17 protein-coding genes are annotated in these 13,122 nt (G+C 70.6%); 10 read left to right on the top strand and 7 right to left on the bottom strand.

Features of this window, described 5'->3' with window-relative positions:
• The first annotated feature begins 1 nt into the window (after position 1).
• The gene (locus ABNG04_RS13025; RefSeq protein WP_371162838.1) at positions 2-868 is read left to right on the top strand and encodes an MBL fold metallo-hydrolase; all 867 of its coding nucleotides are present in this window, start codon (positions 2-4) and stop codon (positions 866-868) included.
• 36 nt (positions 869-904) lie between these two features.
• Here the strand turns inward: ABNG04_RS13025 and ABNG04_RS13020 are convergent, their stop codons facing one another.
• Both ABNG04_RS13020 and ABNG04_RS13015 read right to left on the bottom strand, forming a co-directional pair.
• Positions 905-1,525 (bottom strand): HAD family hydrolase, encoded by a 621-nt coding sequence (locus ABNG04_RS13020; protein ID WP_371162837.1) that lies wholly within the window; start codon positions 1,523-1,525, stop codon positions 905-907.
• Between the two features lie 86 nt (positions 1,526-1,611).
• On the bottom strand, positions 1,612-2,094 hold the full coding sequence (locus ABNG04_RS13015; protein ID WP_371162836.1) for a DUF7321 family protein: 483 nt from the start codon (positions 2,092-2,094) through the stop codon (positions 1,612-1,614).
• Positions 2,095-2,233: 139 nt separating this feature from the next.
• Here ABNG04_RS13015 and ABNG04_RS13010 point away from each other — a divergent pair, with 139 nt between their 5' ends.
• The 9 genes from ABNG04_RS13010 to ABNG04_RS12970 all read left to right on the top strand — a co-directional run bounded on the left by ABNG04_RS13010 (position 2,234) and on the right by ABNG04_RS12970 (position 7,985).
• A complete protein-coding gene (locus tag ABNG04_RS13010; protein ID WP_371162835.1) occupies positions 2,234-3,079 on the top strand; it encodes a DUF7319 domain-containing protein in 846 nt (281 codons plus the stop codon).
• Between the two features lie 95 nt (positions 3,080-3,174).
• Complete coding sequence (locus ABNG04_RS13005) at positions 3,175-3,825, top strand: halocyanin domain-containing protein (protein WP_371162834.1); 651 nt, start codon at positions 3,175-3,177, stop codon at positions 3,823-3,825.
• Positions 3,822-4,211, top strand: coding sequence for a DUF7318 family protein (locus tag ABNG04_RS13000; RefSeq protein ID WP_371162833.1), 390 nt, complete (start codon positions 3,822-3,824; stop codon positions 4,209-4,211). The genes ABNG04_RS13005 and ABNG04_RS13000 overlap by 4 nt, the downstream gene beginning before the upstream one ends.
• A gap of 7 nt (positions 4,212-4,218) precedes the next feature.
• Complete coding sequence (locus ABNG04_RS12995; RefSeq protein WP_049931295.1) at positions 4,219-5,028, top strand: cytochrome b; 810 nt, start codon at positions 4,219-4,221, stop codon at positions 5,026-5,028.
• A gap of 4 nt (positions 5,029-5,032) precedes the next feature.
• A complete protein-coding gene (locus ABNG04_RS12990; RefSeq protein WP_371162832.1) occupies positions 5,033-5,821 on the top strand; it encodes a cytochrome b family protein in 789 nt (262 codons plus the stop codon).
• Positions 5,822-5,896: 75 nt separating this feature from the next.
• Positions 5,897-6,328, top strand: coding sequence for a DUF7315 family membrane protein (locus tag ABNG04_RS12985; RefSeq protein ID WP_371162831.1), 432 nt, complete (start codon positions 5,897-5,899; stop codon positions 6,326-6,328).
• Between the two features lie 4 nt (positions 6,329-6,332).
• Complete coding sequence (locus ABNG04_RS12980; RefSeq protein ID WP_371162830.1) at positions 6,333-6,611, top strand: DUF7314 family protein; 279 nt, start codon at positions 6,333-6,335, stop codon at positions 6,609-6,611.
• Between the two features lie 112 nt (positions 6,612-6,723).
• Positions 6,724-7,470 (top strand): NAD(+)/NADH kinase, encoded by a 747-nt coding sequence (locus ABNG04_RS12975; protein WP_371162829.1) that lies wholly within the window; start codon positions 6,724-6,726, stop codon positions 7,468-7,470.
• Positions 7,471-7,541: 71 nt separating this feature from the next.
• Positions 7,542-7,985: a DUF7313 family protein gene (locus ABNG04_RS12970; RefSeq protein ID WP_371162828.1), complete on the top strand. Its 444-nt coding sequence runs from the start codon at positions 7,542-7,544 to the stop codon at positions 7,983-7,985.
• A 45-nt stretch (positions 7,986-8,030) separates the two neighbouring features.
• Here ABNG04_RS12970 and ABNG04_RS12965 read toward each other — a convergent pair whose 3' ends face one another.
• The 5 genes from ABNG04_RS12965 to ABNG04_RS12945 form a co-directional block, all read right to left on the bottom strand.
• Entirely contained in the window at positions 8,031-9,353 is a 1,323-nt protein-coding gene (locus tag ABNG04_RS12965) for a M28 family peptidase (RefSeq protein ID WP_371162827.1), read from the bottom strand.
• A 108-nt stretch (positions 9,354-9,461) separates the two neighbouring features.
• Positions 9,462-10,121, bottom strand: coding sequence for a DUF420 domain-containing protein (locus ABNG04_RS12960; RefSeq protein WP_371162826.1), 660 nt, complete (start codon positions 10,119-10,121; stop codon positions 9,462-9,464).
• Between the two features lie 117 nt (positions 10,122-10,238).
• A complete protein-coding gene (locus ABNG04_RS12955; protein ID WP_371162825.1) occupies positions 10,239-11,291 on the bottom strand; it encodes an NAD(P)-dependent glycerol-1-phosphate dehydrogenase in 1,053 nt (350 codons plus the stop codon).
• 91 nt (positions 11,292-11,382) lie between these two features.
• Complete coding sequence (locus ABNG04_RS12950) at positions 11,383-12,081, bottom strand: LysE family translocator (protein ID WP_371162824.1); 699 nt, start codon at positions 12,079-12,081, stop codon at positions 11,383-11,385.
• Between the two features lie 197 nt (positions 12,082-12,278).
• Positions 12,279-13,094, bottom strand: coding sequence for a DUF2103 domain-containing protein (locus ABNG04_RS12945; RefSeq protein ID WP_371162823.1), 816 nt, complete (start codon positions 13,092-13,094; stop codon positions 12,279-12,281).
• Positions 13,095-13,122: the final 28 nt, after the last annotated feature.

Genomic DNA, 13,122 nt, shown 5'->3' with positions numbered 1-13,122 from the left:
GATGTCCGGCGACGATCCGGCCGACGCCGACCGCCTCGACGACCCCGCGGTCACCCGCGTCGAGGTGCCGGTCGACACACGCGCCCCGGGCGGCACGACGAACGCGTACCTGCTCGACGGCCTCCTCGTCGATCCGGCGGCTCGGACCGACGCGCTCGACGCAGCGCTCGCGGAGCGCGGCTCGGCCGACGCGGACGCCCCGTCCGTCGAGGCGATCGCGGTCACCCACGCCCACCCCGACCACGTCGGCGCGGTCGCCGACTACGCCGCACTGACGGACGCGACGGTCGTCGCCCGCGAGGGCCACGCGGACCGGTTCGCCGCGGCCGCCGGGATCGACCCGGACGAGACGGTCGCGCCGGGCGAGACGGTCGCCGACACGGCGGTTCGCGCGGTCGACACGCCCGGGCACGCGCCCGACCACCTCGCGTTCGCTGCGGGCGGCGACGCGGCTGCGGGATCGGAGCGATCGGTGCTGTGTTGCGGCGACCTCGCCGTCGCCGAGGGGAGCGTCGCGGTCGCCGCGCCCGAGGGGGACCTCGCCGCGTACTTCGCGAGCCTCGAACGCGTGCTTGACGCCGGCTACGACCGCCTCCTCCCCGGACACGGCCCGGCGATCGACGACCCGACGGCGACCTGTCGACGGCTGATGGAGCACAGGCTGGACCGCGAGCGCGACGTGATCGCCGCGATCGACGGCGGTGCCGCGGACATCGACGCCGTCGTCGACGGCGCCTACGAGAAGGACCTCTCCGGCGTGCGGGACCTCGCGCGGGCGACGGTCGCCGCGCACGTCGAGAAGCTGGTCGTCGAGGGGCGGATCGACGGGGCGTGGCGCGCCCGCCTGACGGACGCCGGTCTCGACTGATCCGCCCGTCGTTCCGACCGCTTCCGCGGGACCGGGCTACGGTTCCGCTTCGAGCTCGCTAACGACCTCAGAAAGCGGCGTCTCCGTCACGTCGACGAAGCGGCCGCCAGCGGCGACGATCCCCCCGTCGGTCTCCGCGTCGTCGCCGACGTGGACGAGCCCGGTCGTCGTGGTCCCGAGCGCCTCCGCCCCGGCCTCGAACGCGGAGGGGTGCGGTTTGCGCCAGCCGCAGCCGACGCTCGTCGTGACCGCGTCGAACTCGCCGCGGAGCCCGGCGCGGATCAGCGTCCGCGGGACGAGCTCCGGGACGGCGCAGTTGGAGAGTAGCCCGACCGGCCCGCGCTCGGCCGCGCCGCGGACCGCGTCGAGCGCGCCGTCGCGTCGGGTCACGTCCGGGTCGAACGCCGCGATCACGGCGTGCCTGGCGACGTTCCGCTCCGCGTCGACGTCGCGGGAGTCGAGCGCGCGGGCGACGTGCGGCGGGAGGGGGACCTCCGCGCCGGCCGGCGCTTCGACGTGTTTCTCGCCGTACGCGACGTGCCAGTCGTCGGGGACCGCCACGCCGCGGGACTCCAGTTCGCGCGCGACCGCTTCCGCCGGGTCGGACGGGTACTCGACGTCGACGAGGGTCCCGAAGAGATCGAAGGTGACTGCCACGATACCACCGTTAGGGACAAACCCGGATTGAACCTGTCGGTCGGCGGAACGCGTGCCGACGCCGGTCGTTCGCGGCGCCGTCGCCCTCAGAACAGGGAGCCGAAGTGGAGCGTGACCAGCCGGTAGAGTCCGGTCACCCACGCGCACAGCCACAACAGCATGAAGCCCGCGACGCCGGCCCGGAGCCGCTTCCGCCAGTGGCCCATGTCCTCGTGGATCTCGTCGATGTCGACGTCGAGGTCCTCGTAGGCGTCGGCGTTGCGCTTCGCTTGGAAGATGCGCACGATCCCGGTGAGCGCGAACGCGAGCAGGGCGTACGCCTGAACGCCGAAGAATGCGTGGAGGATCGCCAGCCCGCTCACCTGCTCGAGGACCCGCGGGACCATCCACGTGACGATCGGCGTCGTCGTGAGGACCAGTCCGACGACGATGTACCGCAGGTGTCGCATCAACACGTTCCACGACACCGTCTCCGCGTCGATCATGATCCAGGCGCCGTACAGCAAGAACGGGAAGCTCGCCGTCACGGACAGCCCGGCGACCGCCGCGATGACCGACTCGTCGACCATATCGACGGTACGTCCTCCGGCGCGTAAAGCCCCCCGATCCGCGTCCGTCGAGGGGTCCGCCCGACGCGCGGTGCCCGGGTTCCCGACCCCGGAGCGCGGACGAAAACAGTTAGCGTCAGGAGCACGTACCGACGACGTAATGGAAGACACCTCGACGCGGTCGGAGCCGGAGTCGCCGCCCCCGGAGTCCGCCGACCCGGCGGCAGACGGCCCGGACGGCGCCGATCCGGAGGCCGAAGCCGGCGACGACGACATCGAGGCGCTCCGCGAGCGGGTCGAGTCCGAGTACGACTTCGACGACTTCGGCCCGTCGGACATGGCCCAGATGAGCGCCGAGGAGTGGGACGCGGCCTTCGACCCCGACACGTGGATCACCGGCGACCGGCTCCTCGACCGGGTCGACGCCGAGCTGAAGTCGCGGATCGCGACCCGGGACGTGTTCGGCGTGTTAGAGCGGGTCCGCGAGGACGGGGAGGAGCGCATCCTCGTCTACTCCGACGAGGGGTACGCGATCATCCGCCCCACGGGCGAGGTACGCGGCGAGGGGACGGTGCTCCGGGACATCGAGCCGGTCGTCGCGCTGGCGGCGATGGACTCGTACGAGGTCCCCGAGCCGCCGGACAACTGGTCGCTCCCCCACCCCGACAGCGTTCCGGAGGGGTCGGGCGAGTTCGGCAACCTCCTGATACAGGTCGTCGCCGGGGTCCAGGTGCTCGCCGGCGCGGCGCTCCTCGTCGCGACCGCCGTGACCGACCTCGGGACCATCGTCGCGCCGGCGATGGGGATCGTGTTCCTGCTCGTCGGCGTCTTCCTGTTCGCGATGGTGGCGAACGCGCGGCTCTCCGACCGGTTCCGATCGGAGGAGTACCGGGACCGGCTGCGGGCGCTCCGCGAGGCGAAAGAGCGGCCCGAGTTCGTCCCCGTCGAGGACGGCGTCGTGACCGACGAGAAGGGCGCTGGGACCGACCGCGACCGGGACAAGTAATCCGCCGATTTCGACGGTCTCAGGCCCTACAGACACCTCCACGTCGGCGGGTTCAGTCGGTGGGTTTAAGCGCACCCCGTCCTGAGTAAAACTGTATGAAAAGGCGGGACTTCGTGCGGACGGCCGGCGGCGCGACCGCCGCCGTCGCGGCCTCCGCCGGGGCGACCGGAACGGCGGCTGCGCAGGAGGTACAGCCCGACTGGCCGAGCGGCGCTTCGAGCGGCAACGGCGGGTCGTACACCGACGCCCGCGGCCAAGACGAGGTAACAATCTCCGTCGGGGCCGGGAGCAACGGTCTCGCGTTCGACCCGACGCTGGTGTGGGTCGACGAGGGGACGACGATCACCTGGGAGTGGACCGGCGCCGGCGGCGACCACAACGTCCAGACGGTCGACGATGGCGGCCCGGCCAGCCTCGACAGCGGGAGCCCCGTCGGCGAGGAGGGAGCCACCTACGAGTACGAGACGTCGAGCGAGGACGCGGGTATCACCCACTACCACTGCGTCCCCCACACCGCAGTCGGCATGCACGGCGGCATCGCCGTCGGCGAGGACGTCGCCACCGTTGAGGTCGGCGGCGGTGCCAACACCGGGTGGCCCGAAGACATCGCGCACGTCGGCGTCCCGCTTCACGCCCACTGGGTCGGGATCTCCGCGATCCTCGGTATCGGCCTGACGTTCGTCTTCACCTTCTACATGCTCAAGTACGGTGAGTCGGCCCACACCGGCCACGGGGGTGCCAGATGAGCTCCGGAAACTCGTCGTACGGTGACATCCACCGGTACGAGCCGGCCCGCGAGAGTACGGCGGCCGCGATCGCGATCGTCCTGCTCACCGTCATCGAGGTCGTGTTCGTCGCGCTGTTCACCTACGGACTGATGTCGGCGTGGGCGTCGACGGAGGCCGGGAACATGTTCGTCGGCGCGCTGCTGGCGCTCATCTTCATCGACCTCGCGTTCATCCTACTGCTCTACCGGAAGGAGTTCCTGCCGGACGTCATGATCGTGAAGAAACGCCGCCGCAAGTGGGAGGACCTGTACGTCCGCGAGGAGGACAAGGACGGCAAGACCTTCGACACCGGCGGTCTCGCGGACACGCTGAAGCGCGCGGTGTACCCGTACTACAAGAAGTGATTCGACAATGAGTCTGAAAAAACAAGACGACATGGACCACAACGCGTGGCTCAAGAGTCAGGACCTCACGGCCATCGAGACGGCCTTCCTGACGACGCTCATCTGGCTTGACAAGCGGCTCCGCATCGTCGACTACCTCGAGCTGCTCGAGACGATGTACTACCGCGCGAACCTCCAGATGCCGAAGAGCCACACCGAACAGTACGACCTCGACAACAAGTTCTGGTACTGGTACCCGCTGTACTCCCTCGGGTCTCTCTCTATCATCGCGTACCTGCTCGCGGCGGTGTCCGGGGCACTCCTCGGCTTCTACTACGCGCCGTCGACCGCCGGCGCGGCCGCGCAGGGCGACCCGACAGCCGCGTACGACTCGATGGTGATGATCATGACGGACGTCCAGTTCGGCTTCATGCTCCGGGCCATCCACCGCTGGGCGGCGCAGTTCATGGTGGCCGCGGTGTTCCTCCACATGCTCCGGGTCTACTTCACCGGGGCGTACAAGGAGCCGCGCGAGGTCAACTGGATCCTCGGCGTCGTGCTCATCGCCCTGACGCTGCTGTTCGGCTTCTCCGGGTACGTCCTCCCGTGGAAGCAGCTGTCCTTCTGGGCGGCGCAGATCGGCGTCGAGCTGGCTCTCGCGACCCCCATCGTCGGCGAGTGGGCGGCCCAGCTCCTGTTCGGCGGCTTCACCCTCGGACAGGCGACGCTCGTGAGAATGTACATCCTGCACGTGTTCGTGCTCCCGTTCGTGGTCACCGCGCTCATCGCGGTCCACGTGGGCATCGTCTGGGTGCAGGGCATCGCGGAACCGCACTAATCCGATGACCGACGACACCACTCCCATGACCGACGGAGGCACCGACGACGAGGCGCGGACCGACGGCGGCCCGCCGGCGACCGTCCCGCCGGACGACGAGACGCCGACCTGGTCCGAGCGCAAGGAGCGCAGCCAGGGGCTCGCACAGCTCACCTACCAGTACTTCGAGCGCTCGCGGCGCGAGGACGAGGACCTGCGCACGGAGTCGACCTACGTCGAGCGCGACGTGCTCGGCTTCCCGACGTGGCCCCACGAGACGATCCGGAACCTCGCGATCACGTCGTTCTTCCTCGGGATCATGCTGCTCGTGGCCTCGATCCTGCCGGGCCACTTCGGTGACCCGGCGAACCCCGGCTCCACGCCGGCGATCATCCTGCCCGACTGGTACCTTTACTGGTCGTTCGGCCTACTGAAGCTCGACCCGATCAACCCGGACCTCGCGGTCCTGGGCGGGGACATCATCATGTCCAACGAGCTGCTGGGCCTCATCGCGCACGGCGCGATCTTCGGCGTCATCACGCTCGTGCCCTTCCTCAACAAGGGGAACGCGCGGCGTCCCGTCGAGGAGCCGGGCTGGGCGGCGCTCGGCGTGGCCGGGGTCATCCTCGCGTTCACGCTGGCCGTGCTCGCCATCCAGAACTTCTTCCCGATCCAGCTCGAGCTGCTGTTCTCGCTCACGTTCATGCTGCCGATCGCCGGGGGCGTGATCACCTACGCGGTGTTGAAGACGATGCGGGAGGGGTACATGTACGACCTCAACCGCCGCTACTTCATGCTGCGGCCGCCGAAGTAACGCCGACGAGACCCCCGCCGCGGCCGTGCGACCGACGCGCGGTCGCGGCCGCCGTTCCCGACGTTCCGTAACCTCATGTCATCATCAACAGACGGCAACGCGTCGCAGTCGTTCGACGAGACGGGCGACCCGATCGCGGCCGACGACGACGCCGACCCGCGAAACGAGCCGACGGGCCCGCGCGACGGACCGAGCGGCCGGGAAGTGGTCGTGCCGTTCCGGCTGTACAAGGCCGTCACCGTCTTCTCGACGCTCGCCGCGGTCGTCACCTACTTCGTCGGGTTCACGCTCATCGACGCCGCGACGCTCCAGATCAGCTTCGTCCGGGTGACCATCGTCTACCTGCTCGACAGCGCCGGAATCCTGCCGCCCGAAGACGTCTTGGTGGCGTTGTTAGCGATCACCGGCGTCGGCTTCATTATCCTCGGGACCACGGTGTACGTGCTCGGGACCCGGTTCCGCGGACAGGGGATGGGAAAGTCTCAAGACGACTCCAGCGAAACGTGAGATAATGGCAGACGAGTTCATCAAGGGCTTCGCCTTGTTCGCGATCGGCGGCCTCGGGTGGATCACCTTCGGCGGCTGGTACCGCACGCCGTCGTACTACGACGTGGTACAGCTCGTGAACCCGGCGGAGGGCGTGGACACGGCGTACGGCGAGATCGGCCTCGTCGCGGGCGACGTGTTCTTCTGGCTGATGGTCCTCGGCGCGTTGACGTTCTGGGTCCTCATCCCGGTCAGCCGGCAGCTCCGGGACGCGCTCAACGACGACGACGCGACCGCGAACTGAACTCGACCCTTTCGTCTCGCTTCTGCGGTCCCTCTCGACGATCGCCGAGCGACGCGTCCGCACCCGCCGACGAACCGGGAGCTTTTCACCGCCGCTCGCCCGAGGCTGGCGCATGAGCGAGCCGACGCCCCGCCTCGCTATCCTCGGCGACGCCGACCCGACGGCGGTGGTCCGATCGGCGGTGAGCGCCGCGGATGCCCGCCTCGCGGACCCCGCCGAGGCCGACGGAATCGTCGCCGTCGGGGACGCCGCGTTGCGGGAGGCGATGCGCGCGGTCGCGAGCGGCGAAGTGCGGTCGGTGCCGATCCTCCCGATCGGCGACGGCCGTCACGCGCTCGATCCGGAGTCCGCGACCGAGCTGCTCGCGGACGTCGTCGACGGGTTGGGGGCGTCGCCCGCCGCGATCGACGGGTTCTCTCGCGTCGCGCACCCGGTCCTCTCGGTCGAGGCGGGCAGCGACGACACTGGGCCGCTTGCGGCCGCGGACGTCGCGTTCGTGACGGCGGAGCCGGCCCGGATCTCGGAGTACGGGATCGCCTTCTCCGACGGCGACGAGGTCTCGATGCGGGCGGACGGCGCGGTGGTCGCCACGCCGCTCGGCAGCGGCGGCTATGCGGCGGCGGCCGGCGGTCCCGTGGTGTCGCCCGGCGGCGGGCTCTCGGTCGTCCCGATTTCGCCGTTCACCACCCGCCCGGACACGTGGGTCGCCTCCGACGGGCTCCGGGTCACCGTCAAGCGCGGCGAGGAGCCCGTCGCGCTGGTGGTCGACGGCGTCCGCAGCGGGACCATCGCGCCGCACTGCCCGGTCCGGATCGAGACCGCGGCGACGGTCGAGCTGCTCGCGCCGACGGCCGAGTGAGGCGGTCCGGGCCGTCTCGCGGGCGCGGCGATCGGAAACACTCTAATACGTCGTGAACGGAAGTGGTGGATATGGACCCACTGCAGTTCCTCGTTCCCCTCGACTGGCTGGCCGCCGTCGGGCCGGTGCTGCCGTACGCGATCTTCGTGATGACCGTCGCGAACCTCGCCACGCGCCACCTCGCGCACAGGCGGCACGTCGAGGAGGGGCAGGAGGCGGACAGCGTGGAGGCGTACACGCCGCACGTGTTCACCAACGTCGGCCTCGTCCTCCTCTCGTTCCTGTTCATCCTCGACTCGCCGGTGAGCGGCACGATCCTGTCGGTGCTCGTGCTCGCGATGTTCATCGCCGACTTCTTCGAACTGGAGGCGCGCAACGTCGAGGCGCGCAACGACATGACGATCGAGGCGCCGAAGAGCTCGATCGCCGCCTCGCTCGTCGTGCTGGTGTGGTCGTCGTACTACGCGCTGTTCTTCGTCATCGAAGGGATCTGGAACCAGTTCGTCGTCGCCTGACGACCCCCGCCCCCGACCGCGGTTTCTCCGGCCGCTCGCCGCTCGCTAGAACGGCCAGTCGCCGGTGAGCTTCATTCCCGTCGCCTTCCCCTCCGCCTCGAGCGCCGCGGCGATCTCGTCGGCGTCGCGGCGCGGGATCGACACGTCGGCGGCCGCGAGGTCGACGACGAGCTCGGTCAGGAGGATCGCCTGCTCCCGGAGGTTCCGCGACTCCAGCTTGTCGAGCGTGTCGGCGTGGGTGTGGCCCCAGCCGCGACCGCGGCCCTCGGTCTCGCCCGAGATCATGTACCCCGGGATCCCGCGCTTCACGAAGGGCCAGTGGTCGCTGTGGGGAACCAGCTCCTCGCCGGTCGCGATCGGGTGGTCGAAGCGGTCGCTCACGCGCTCGGCGGCCGCCGCCAGCGCGTCGAAGTCGTGGTGGTCGAGCCGAAGCGTCCGGCCGAACACGTTGCTGTCGACGTTGACGACGGCGCGGACCGCCTCCCTGTCGGCCGCCTCGGCGGCCACCGACGAGCCGACGAGGCCGACCTCCTCGGCGCCGAACGCGGCGAACCGGACCTTCACGTCGAGTTCGTCTTCGCGCGCCGCGAGCGCCCGCGCGATCTCGACGATGGTCGCGGTCCCGGCGCCGTTGTCCATCGCGCCCTCCGCGAGATCGTGGGCGTCGACGTGCGAGGAGACGATCAGATGTTCGTCGGTGTCCGGCCCAAGCTCGGCGACGGCGTTCCCGCTCGTCGCCGCCGGCGTCTCGCAGTCCACCGCGACAGTCAGCTCGTCGCCCTCGCGCCGCCGCGCGAGGCGCGCGCCGGCCTCCTTCGAGACGCCGACCGCGGGAATGTCGCCGATGGGCGCGTCCGCGGTCCCGACGCTTCCGGTCGGCGGGAGCGTCCCCTCGACGTGGTTGACGAAGACGAAGGCGGCCGCGCCGGCGTCGACCGCGCGGTAGTACTTCTCCCGACGGTGGACGAACCGGTCGACGGAGTCGGGCGTGTCCGACGACACCATCACGACCTTCCCTTCCACGTCGGCATCGAAGTCCTCGGGGATCCCGTACCCGAGGTCGACGAACTCGCCGGTCGCCTCGGCGCTCGGGCTCCGCGGCAGCGCGATACAGGCGTTCGGGCCGACGGCGACGGCGTCGCCGGTCGCCGCGTCGCGGATCGCGCTGTCGCCGCGCTCCCAGCCCTGGATATCGAACTCCTCGACGGTCGCGTTCCGCGCGCCCGCGTCGGCGAACCCGTCGCGGGTCAGCTCCAGCGCCTCGCGCTCGCCCGGCGACCCGGCCATCCGATCGCCGACGTCGACGAGGTCGAGGAGGTGGTTCCAGCCCGCGTCGCTCGTGAACGTCTCGCCGATCCAGTCGGTCATGCGTGTGCGTGTCGCGGCCGCCGGTCAAGCGTTTCGGTGGCGGCGGGGGCGGCCGGAAGCGGGCGGGAGGGGAATCGACGGCTTGCGCCGGGAGCGGTGGTCGAGCGCTCAGACCGGCACGGCCGGCAGGAGGACCGCCGCGGCCTCGGCGGCCGCGAACGTCGAGTCGTACAGGTGGTTGAGGAGGAGGTAGGTGACGACCCCGAGGACGAGCGAGAGGATCCACGCGCTCGCCGCGATCCGCCCCACGCGCCGGTGGGGCGTCTCGTTCCGCAGCTCGCGTTCGGTGTGGGTGAGCCCGAGGACGATGGCGTAGAGGACGACCGGGACGGAGACGACGGAGAGGACGATGTGGATCGCGAGCATGAGCAGGTACGCCGGGTACACCCAGTCCCACAGCGGGACCCACGCGTACGCCGAGTCTAACACGAACTCCTTGGTCCCGCCGCCCGCGACCTTCGGGAGGTACATCGCGAGGAAGAGGAGGATGAGCCCGAACGACGTCGTCATCGCCGCGGCGTGCTTTTTCACCTCGTCGTTGCGGATCCAGTACCACCCGAGCGAGAGCGTGATCACGGTGACCGTGTTGACGGCGGCGATGGCGTGCGCGAGGAGGTCGACGGTCCCCTTCGTGAGCGTCGGGAATAGCGCCTGGAACTCGGGGACGAGGAACACCCCGCCGACGGCCCCGTAGCCGACGACCGTGAGGAGGGCGGTTATCGCCCGCGGGTGGTCTCCGGCCCTGTCGCGAACACTGGCGGTGGACATACCAGACCTACTGCCGGGAGCGTTATTGTCCTTTCGAGGTCGCCTCGACCGCGGGGCTTGGTCGGTGCGATCGGCCCGCCGCGAGCGGCTCGGCGACGCGCCGCGTCGAGCGCGCGATCAGTTCTCGATGACGCCCGTCGCGGTCGCGACCTCCACCGCCGCCTCCTCGTTGATCCCGCCCTGGAGGATGGTGTAGCGGTCGCGGATCTCGTGGGCACTGGTGAGGGCGGCGATCAGCTCGGCGTCGTCGACGCCCAGCTCGGCCGCGGTCGTCGGGGCGTCGAGCTCGGCGAGCGCGTCGCGGATCGCCGCCCACCGCCCGTTCTCGCCGCTGTGGAGGAACTCCGTCATGATCGACGCCACGCCGACCTGGTGGCCGTGAAGCGCCTTCCCCGGCGCGATGCGGTCGAGCTGGTGCGAGATGAGGTGTTCCGCGCCGGAGGCGGGCCGCGAGGAGCCGGCGATCGACATCGCGACCCCGGAGGAGACGAGTGCCTTCACGACGACCCACGCCGACTCCTCTAAGCCCGGGCGAATCATGTCGGCGTTCTCGACGAGCAGCTCCGCCGTCATCTCCGAGAGCGCGCCCGCGTACTCGCTGTACTCGACGTTGCGCAGGCGGCGGGCCAGTCGCCAGTCCTTCACCGCGGTGTAGTTGGAGATGATGTCCGCACAGCCCGCGGTGGTGAGCCGCCACGGGGCGTTCGCGAGCAGCGTCGTGTCCGCCACGACGGCCAGCGGCGGGTCGGCGGCGACGGAGTGGCGCGTGTCGCCCTCGGGGATCGAGGAGCGCCCCGAGACGATGCCGTCGTGGGAGGCGACCGTCGGCACGGAAACGAAACCGACATCGAGGTGGTCGGCGGCCATCTTCGCGATGTCGATCGGCTTTCCGCCGCCGAGCGCGATGAGGTAGCCGGGGTCGACCGCCTCCGCTGTCTCTTTCAGGTCCTCGACGGCCGCGAAAGAGGCGTTCTCCACGACGGCGGTCGCGGGGTCGTCGAACTGGGCTCTGACGCGGTCGCCGGCGATCTCGTTCGGCGTCGGGCTCGTCACGATCAGCGGCCGCCCGGTGAGGTAGAGCTCGCCGACCGCCTCCCCGAGGTCGTCGAGGACGTCGTGTCCCACGAGGACGTTCCGCGGGAGCTTGATCCACGTCGTCTTCTCGAACATACGGGACGGTCACGCCGACGGGTCAAAGCCGTTGTCCATGTGGATCGCACGCGGCCGCCACGGGGCCGCCGTCTCCCCGCGCCCGCTCCGGCTACGCCCCGAGCGCCGCTAGGGTCGTCGCCGCGTCGTAGAGGAAGTAGACGCCGGAGCCGGCGAGCACGACCGCGGAGGCGACGGCGACGAGCGGGGCGAACGTCTCGATCCGGCGCTCGGCGGCGACGAGCCCCGTCGGGAAGCCGACGATCCAGACCAGCACGCCGAGGAAGAACCCGCCGATGAGCGCGGGCGAGCCCGTGGCGACCACGAGCGCCCCGGCGAGGTCGGCCCCGACGACCGGGAGCCGAGACAACACGTCGAGCTCGCCCGGCCGGAGCAGGCCGACGCCGATCGTCAGCCAGAACAGCACCTGGTACGGGTTCGTCAGGGCGAGTACCAGCGCCTTGCGGAACCCCTTCCCCTCCGCCGCGATCGTCTCCTCTCCGGATGTCGGGCGAAACGACGCCCGCGCGCCTTGGGCCGCGCCGACGGCGAAGTACAGCATGAGGACGCCGCCGATCGCGACCATGGCGCCCTGTAACAGCGGGAACGACTCCACGACCGCGACGACGCCGATGTACGCGAGAACAAAGAAGATCGCGTCGGCGGTCGCCGCGCCGAGCCCGGCGCGGAAGCCGGCGAAGCGACCGCGGAGGACGGCCTCCTCGGCGATCACCGCGTTCATCGGACCGGGCGGCGCGGCGAGCGCCAGTCCGAAGACGACGCCCGCGCCGAGCGTGACGAGGGTACTCACACCGCCCGCAACGCCCGGTTTCGTGAAAAACCCCGCGACAGTAGCGCGCCCGAGAGTGACCGCTTCCGGACGCTGCGACCGGGATCTAGACACCGGGCGCCAGACCCGCACACGCCCGGTGCGCCCGGAGCGACGACCCGCGGGCGGGGACCGGCGATCACGGCGGAGCGAGCGCGTCCGTCCCGAGACGCCCGGGGCTAGACGTCTTGGAGCTCCGCGTCGCGGAGCGCCTCGTTGAGGTCCTCGCGGACGCGCTCGCCGGTCTCGCGGTCCATCGCCGTGGTGACGATCCGGTTCTCCTGGACGCTGGAGCCGTCCCGTAAGAGCAGGCGGACGTTGCCGTTGGTCCCCGCCCGCGTCGCCTTCGCGCGGAGGCCGGTCCGCGACCCCGTCCCGCCGGCGTCGATGGGGCCGGGGACGATCTTCTTGACGTGCGGGTGTTCCGCGACCGTTTGGACGGCCTTCCGCCCCTTTCGGTCGCCGATGAGCGTCGAGTGCGACCCGCCGATCTTCTCGCGGGGCGGGGTCTCGACCACCGCCAGCGACCGGTCGCCCCGGCGGTCGAGGACCCACTGAACGACCGGGCTCGCGTCCGCTCCGTCGTCGTCGGGAGCGCTGTCGCTTCCCGTACCACCGCTTCCTCCGGTTGGTCCGCCGCCGCTCCCGCTCGCGCCCCCGTCGGGGACGCGGTAGAACTCGTGGTGGAGCTGGGCGCGGGTCTCGCGGAGGGGTTCGCGCTCGCCGGCGGCGTAGACGGTCTCCGGGCGCTTCCGCCGGATCTCGTCGGCGACGCGCCCCGCGAAGTTCCGCAGCTGGACCTCGGTCAGCCGCTCGGCGTCCTCCGGCCGCGTGGTGATCGTCGTCTCGCCGACGACGGCGTCCTCGTCCAGCATCGTCAGCCGCGCGCGGTCGACGTCGAACTCGGCGACGACCGCGTCCGCGTTGGCGGTGTTACAGGTCAGACAGTAGTCCCCCGGCTTCTGTAACGGGGTCCCACACCGCCGGCAGTTCATATCGATCAAACGGTCGTGGAAGATAAAA

This window comes from Halorubrum miltondacostae (assembly GCF_041379815.1).
GTDB lineage: Archaea > Halobacteriota > Halobacteria > Halobacteriales > Haloferacaceae > Halorubrum > Halorubrum miltondacostae.
This window is presented reverse-complemented; position numbering and strand designations above follow the sequence as displayed.

Excerpts from the sequence above, each read along its gene's own strand:
- ABNG04_RS13025 (WP_371162838.1), top strand. The coding sequence starts at position 2 with ATGTCCGGCGACGATCCGGCCGACGCCGACCGCCTCGACGACCCCGCG.
- ABNG04_RS13015 (WP_371162836.1), bottom strand. The coding sequence starts at position 2,094 with ATGGTCGACGAGTCGGTCATCGCGGCGGTCGCCGGGCTGTCCGTGACG.
- ABNG04_RS13010 (WP_371162835.1), top strand. The coding sequence starts at position 2,234 with ATGGAAGACACCTCGACGCGGTCGGAGCCGGAGTCGCCGCCCCCGGAG.
- ABNG04_RS13005 (WP_371162834.1), top strand. The coding sequence starts at position 3,175 with ATGAAAAGGCGGGACTTCGTGCGGACGGCCGGCGGCGCGACCGCCGCC.
- ABNG04_RS13000 (WP_371162833.1), top strand. The coding sequence starts at position 3,822 with ATGAGCTCCGGAAACTCGTCGTACGGTGACATCCACCGGTACGAGCCG.
- ABNG04_RS12995 (WP_049931295.1), top strand. The coding sequence starts at position 4,219 with ATGAGTCTGAAAAAACAAGACGACATGGACCACAACGCGTGGCTCAAG.
- ABNG04_RS12990 (WP_371162832.1), top strand. The coding sequence starts at position 5,033 with ATGACCGACGACACCACTCCCATGACCGACGGAGGCACCGACGACGAG.
- ABNG04_RS12985 (WP_371162831.1), top strand. The coding sequence starts at position 5,897 with ATGTCATCATCAACAGACGGCAACGCGTCGCAGTCGTTCGACGAGACG.
- ABNG04_RS12980 (WP_371162830.1), top strand. The coding sequence starts at position 6,333 with ATGGCAGACGAGTTCATCAAGGGCTTCGCCTTGTTCGCGATCGGCGGC.
- ABNG04_RS12975 (WP_371162829.1), top strand. The coding sequence starts at position 6,724 with ATGAGCGAGCCGACGCCCCGCCTCGCTATCCTCGGCGACGCCGACCCG.
- ABNG04_RS12970 (WP_371162828.1), top strand. The coding sequence starts at position 7,542 with ATGGACCCACTGCAGTTCCTCGTTCCCCTCGACTGGCTGGCCGCCGTC.
- ABNG04_RS12965 (WP_371162827.1), bottom strand. The coding sequence starts at position 9,353 with ATGACCGACTGGATCGGCGAGACGTTCACGAGCGACGCGGGCTGGAAC.
- ABNG04_RS12960 (WP_371162826.1), bottom strand. The coding sequence starts at position 10,121 with ATGTCCACCGCCAGTGTTCGCGACAGGGCCGGAGACCACCCGCGGGCG.
- ABNG04_RS12955 (WP_371162825.1), bottom strand. The coding sequence starts at position 11,291 with ATGTTCGAGAAGACGACGTGGATCAAGCTCCCGCGGAACGTCCTCGTG.
- ABNG04_RS12945 (WP_371162823.1), bottom strand. The coding sequence starts at position 13,094 with ATGAACTGCCGGCGGTGTGGGACCCCGTTACAGAAGCCGGGGGACTAC.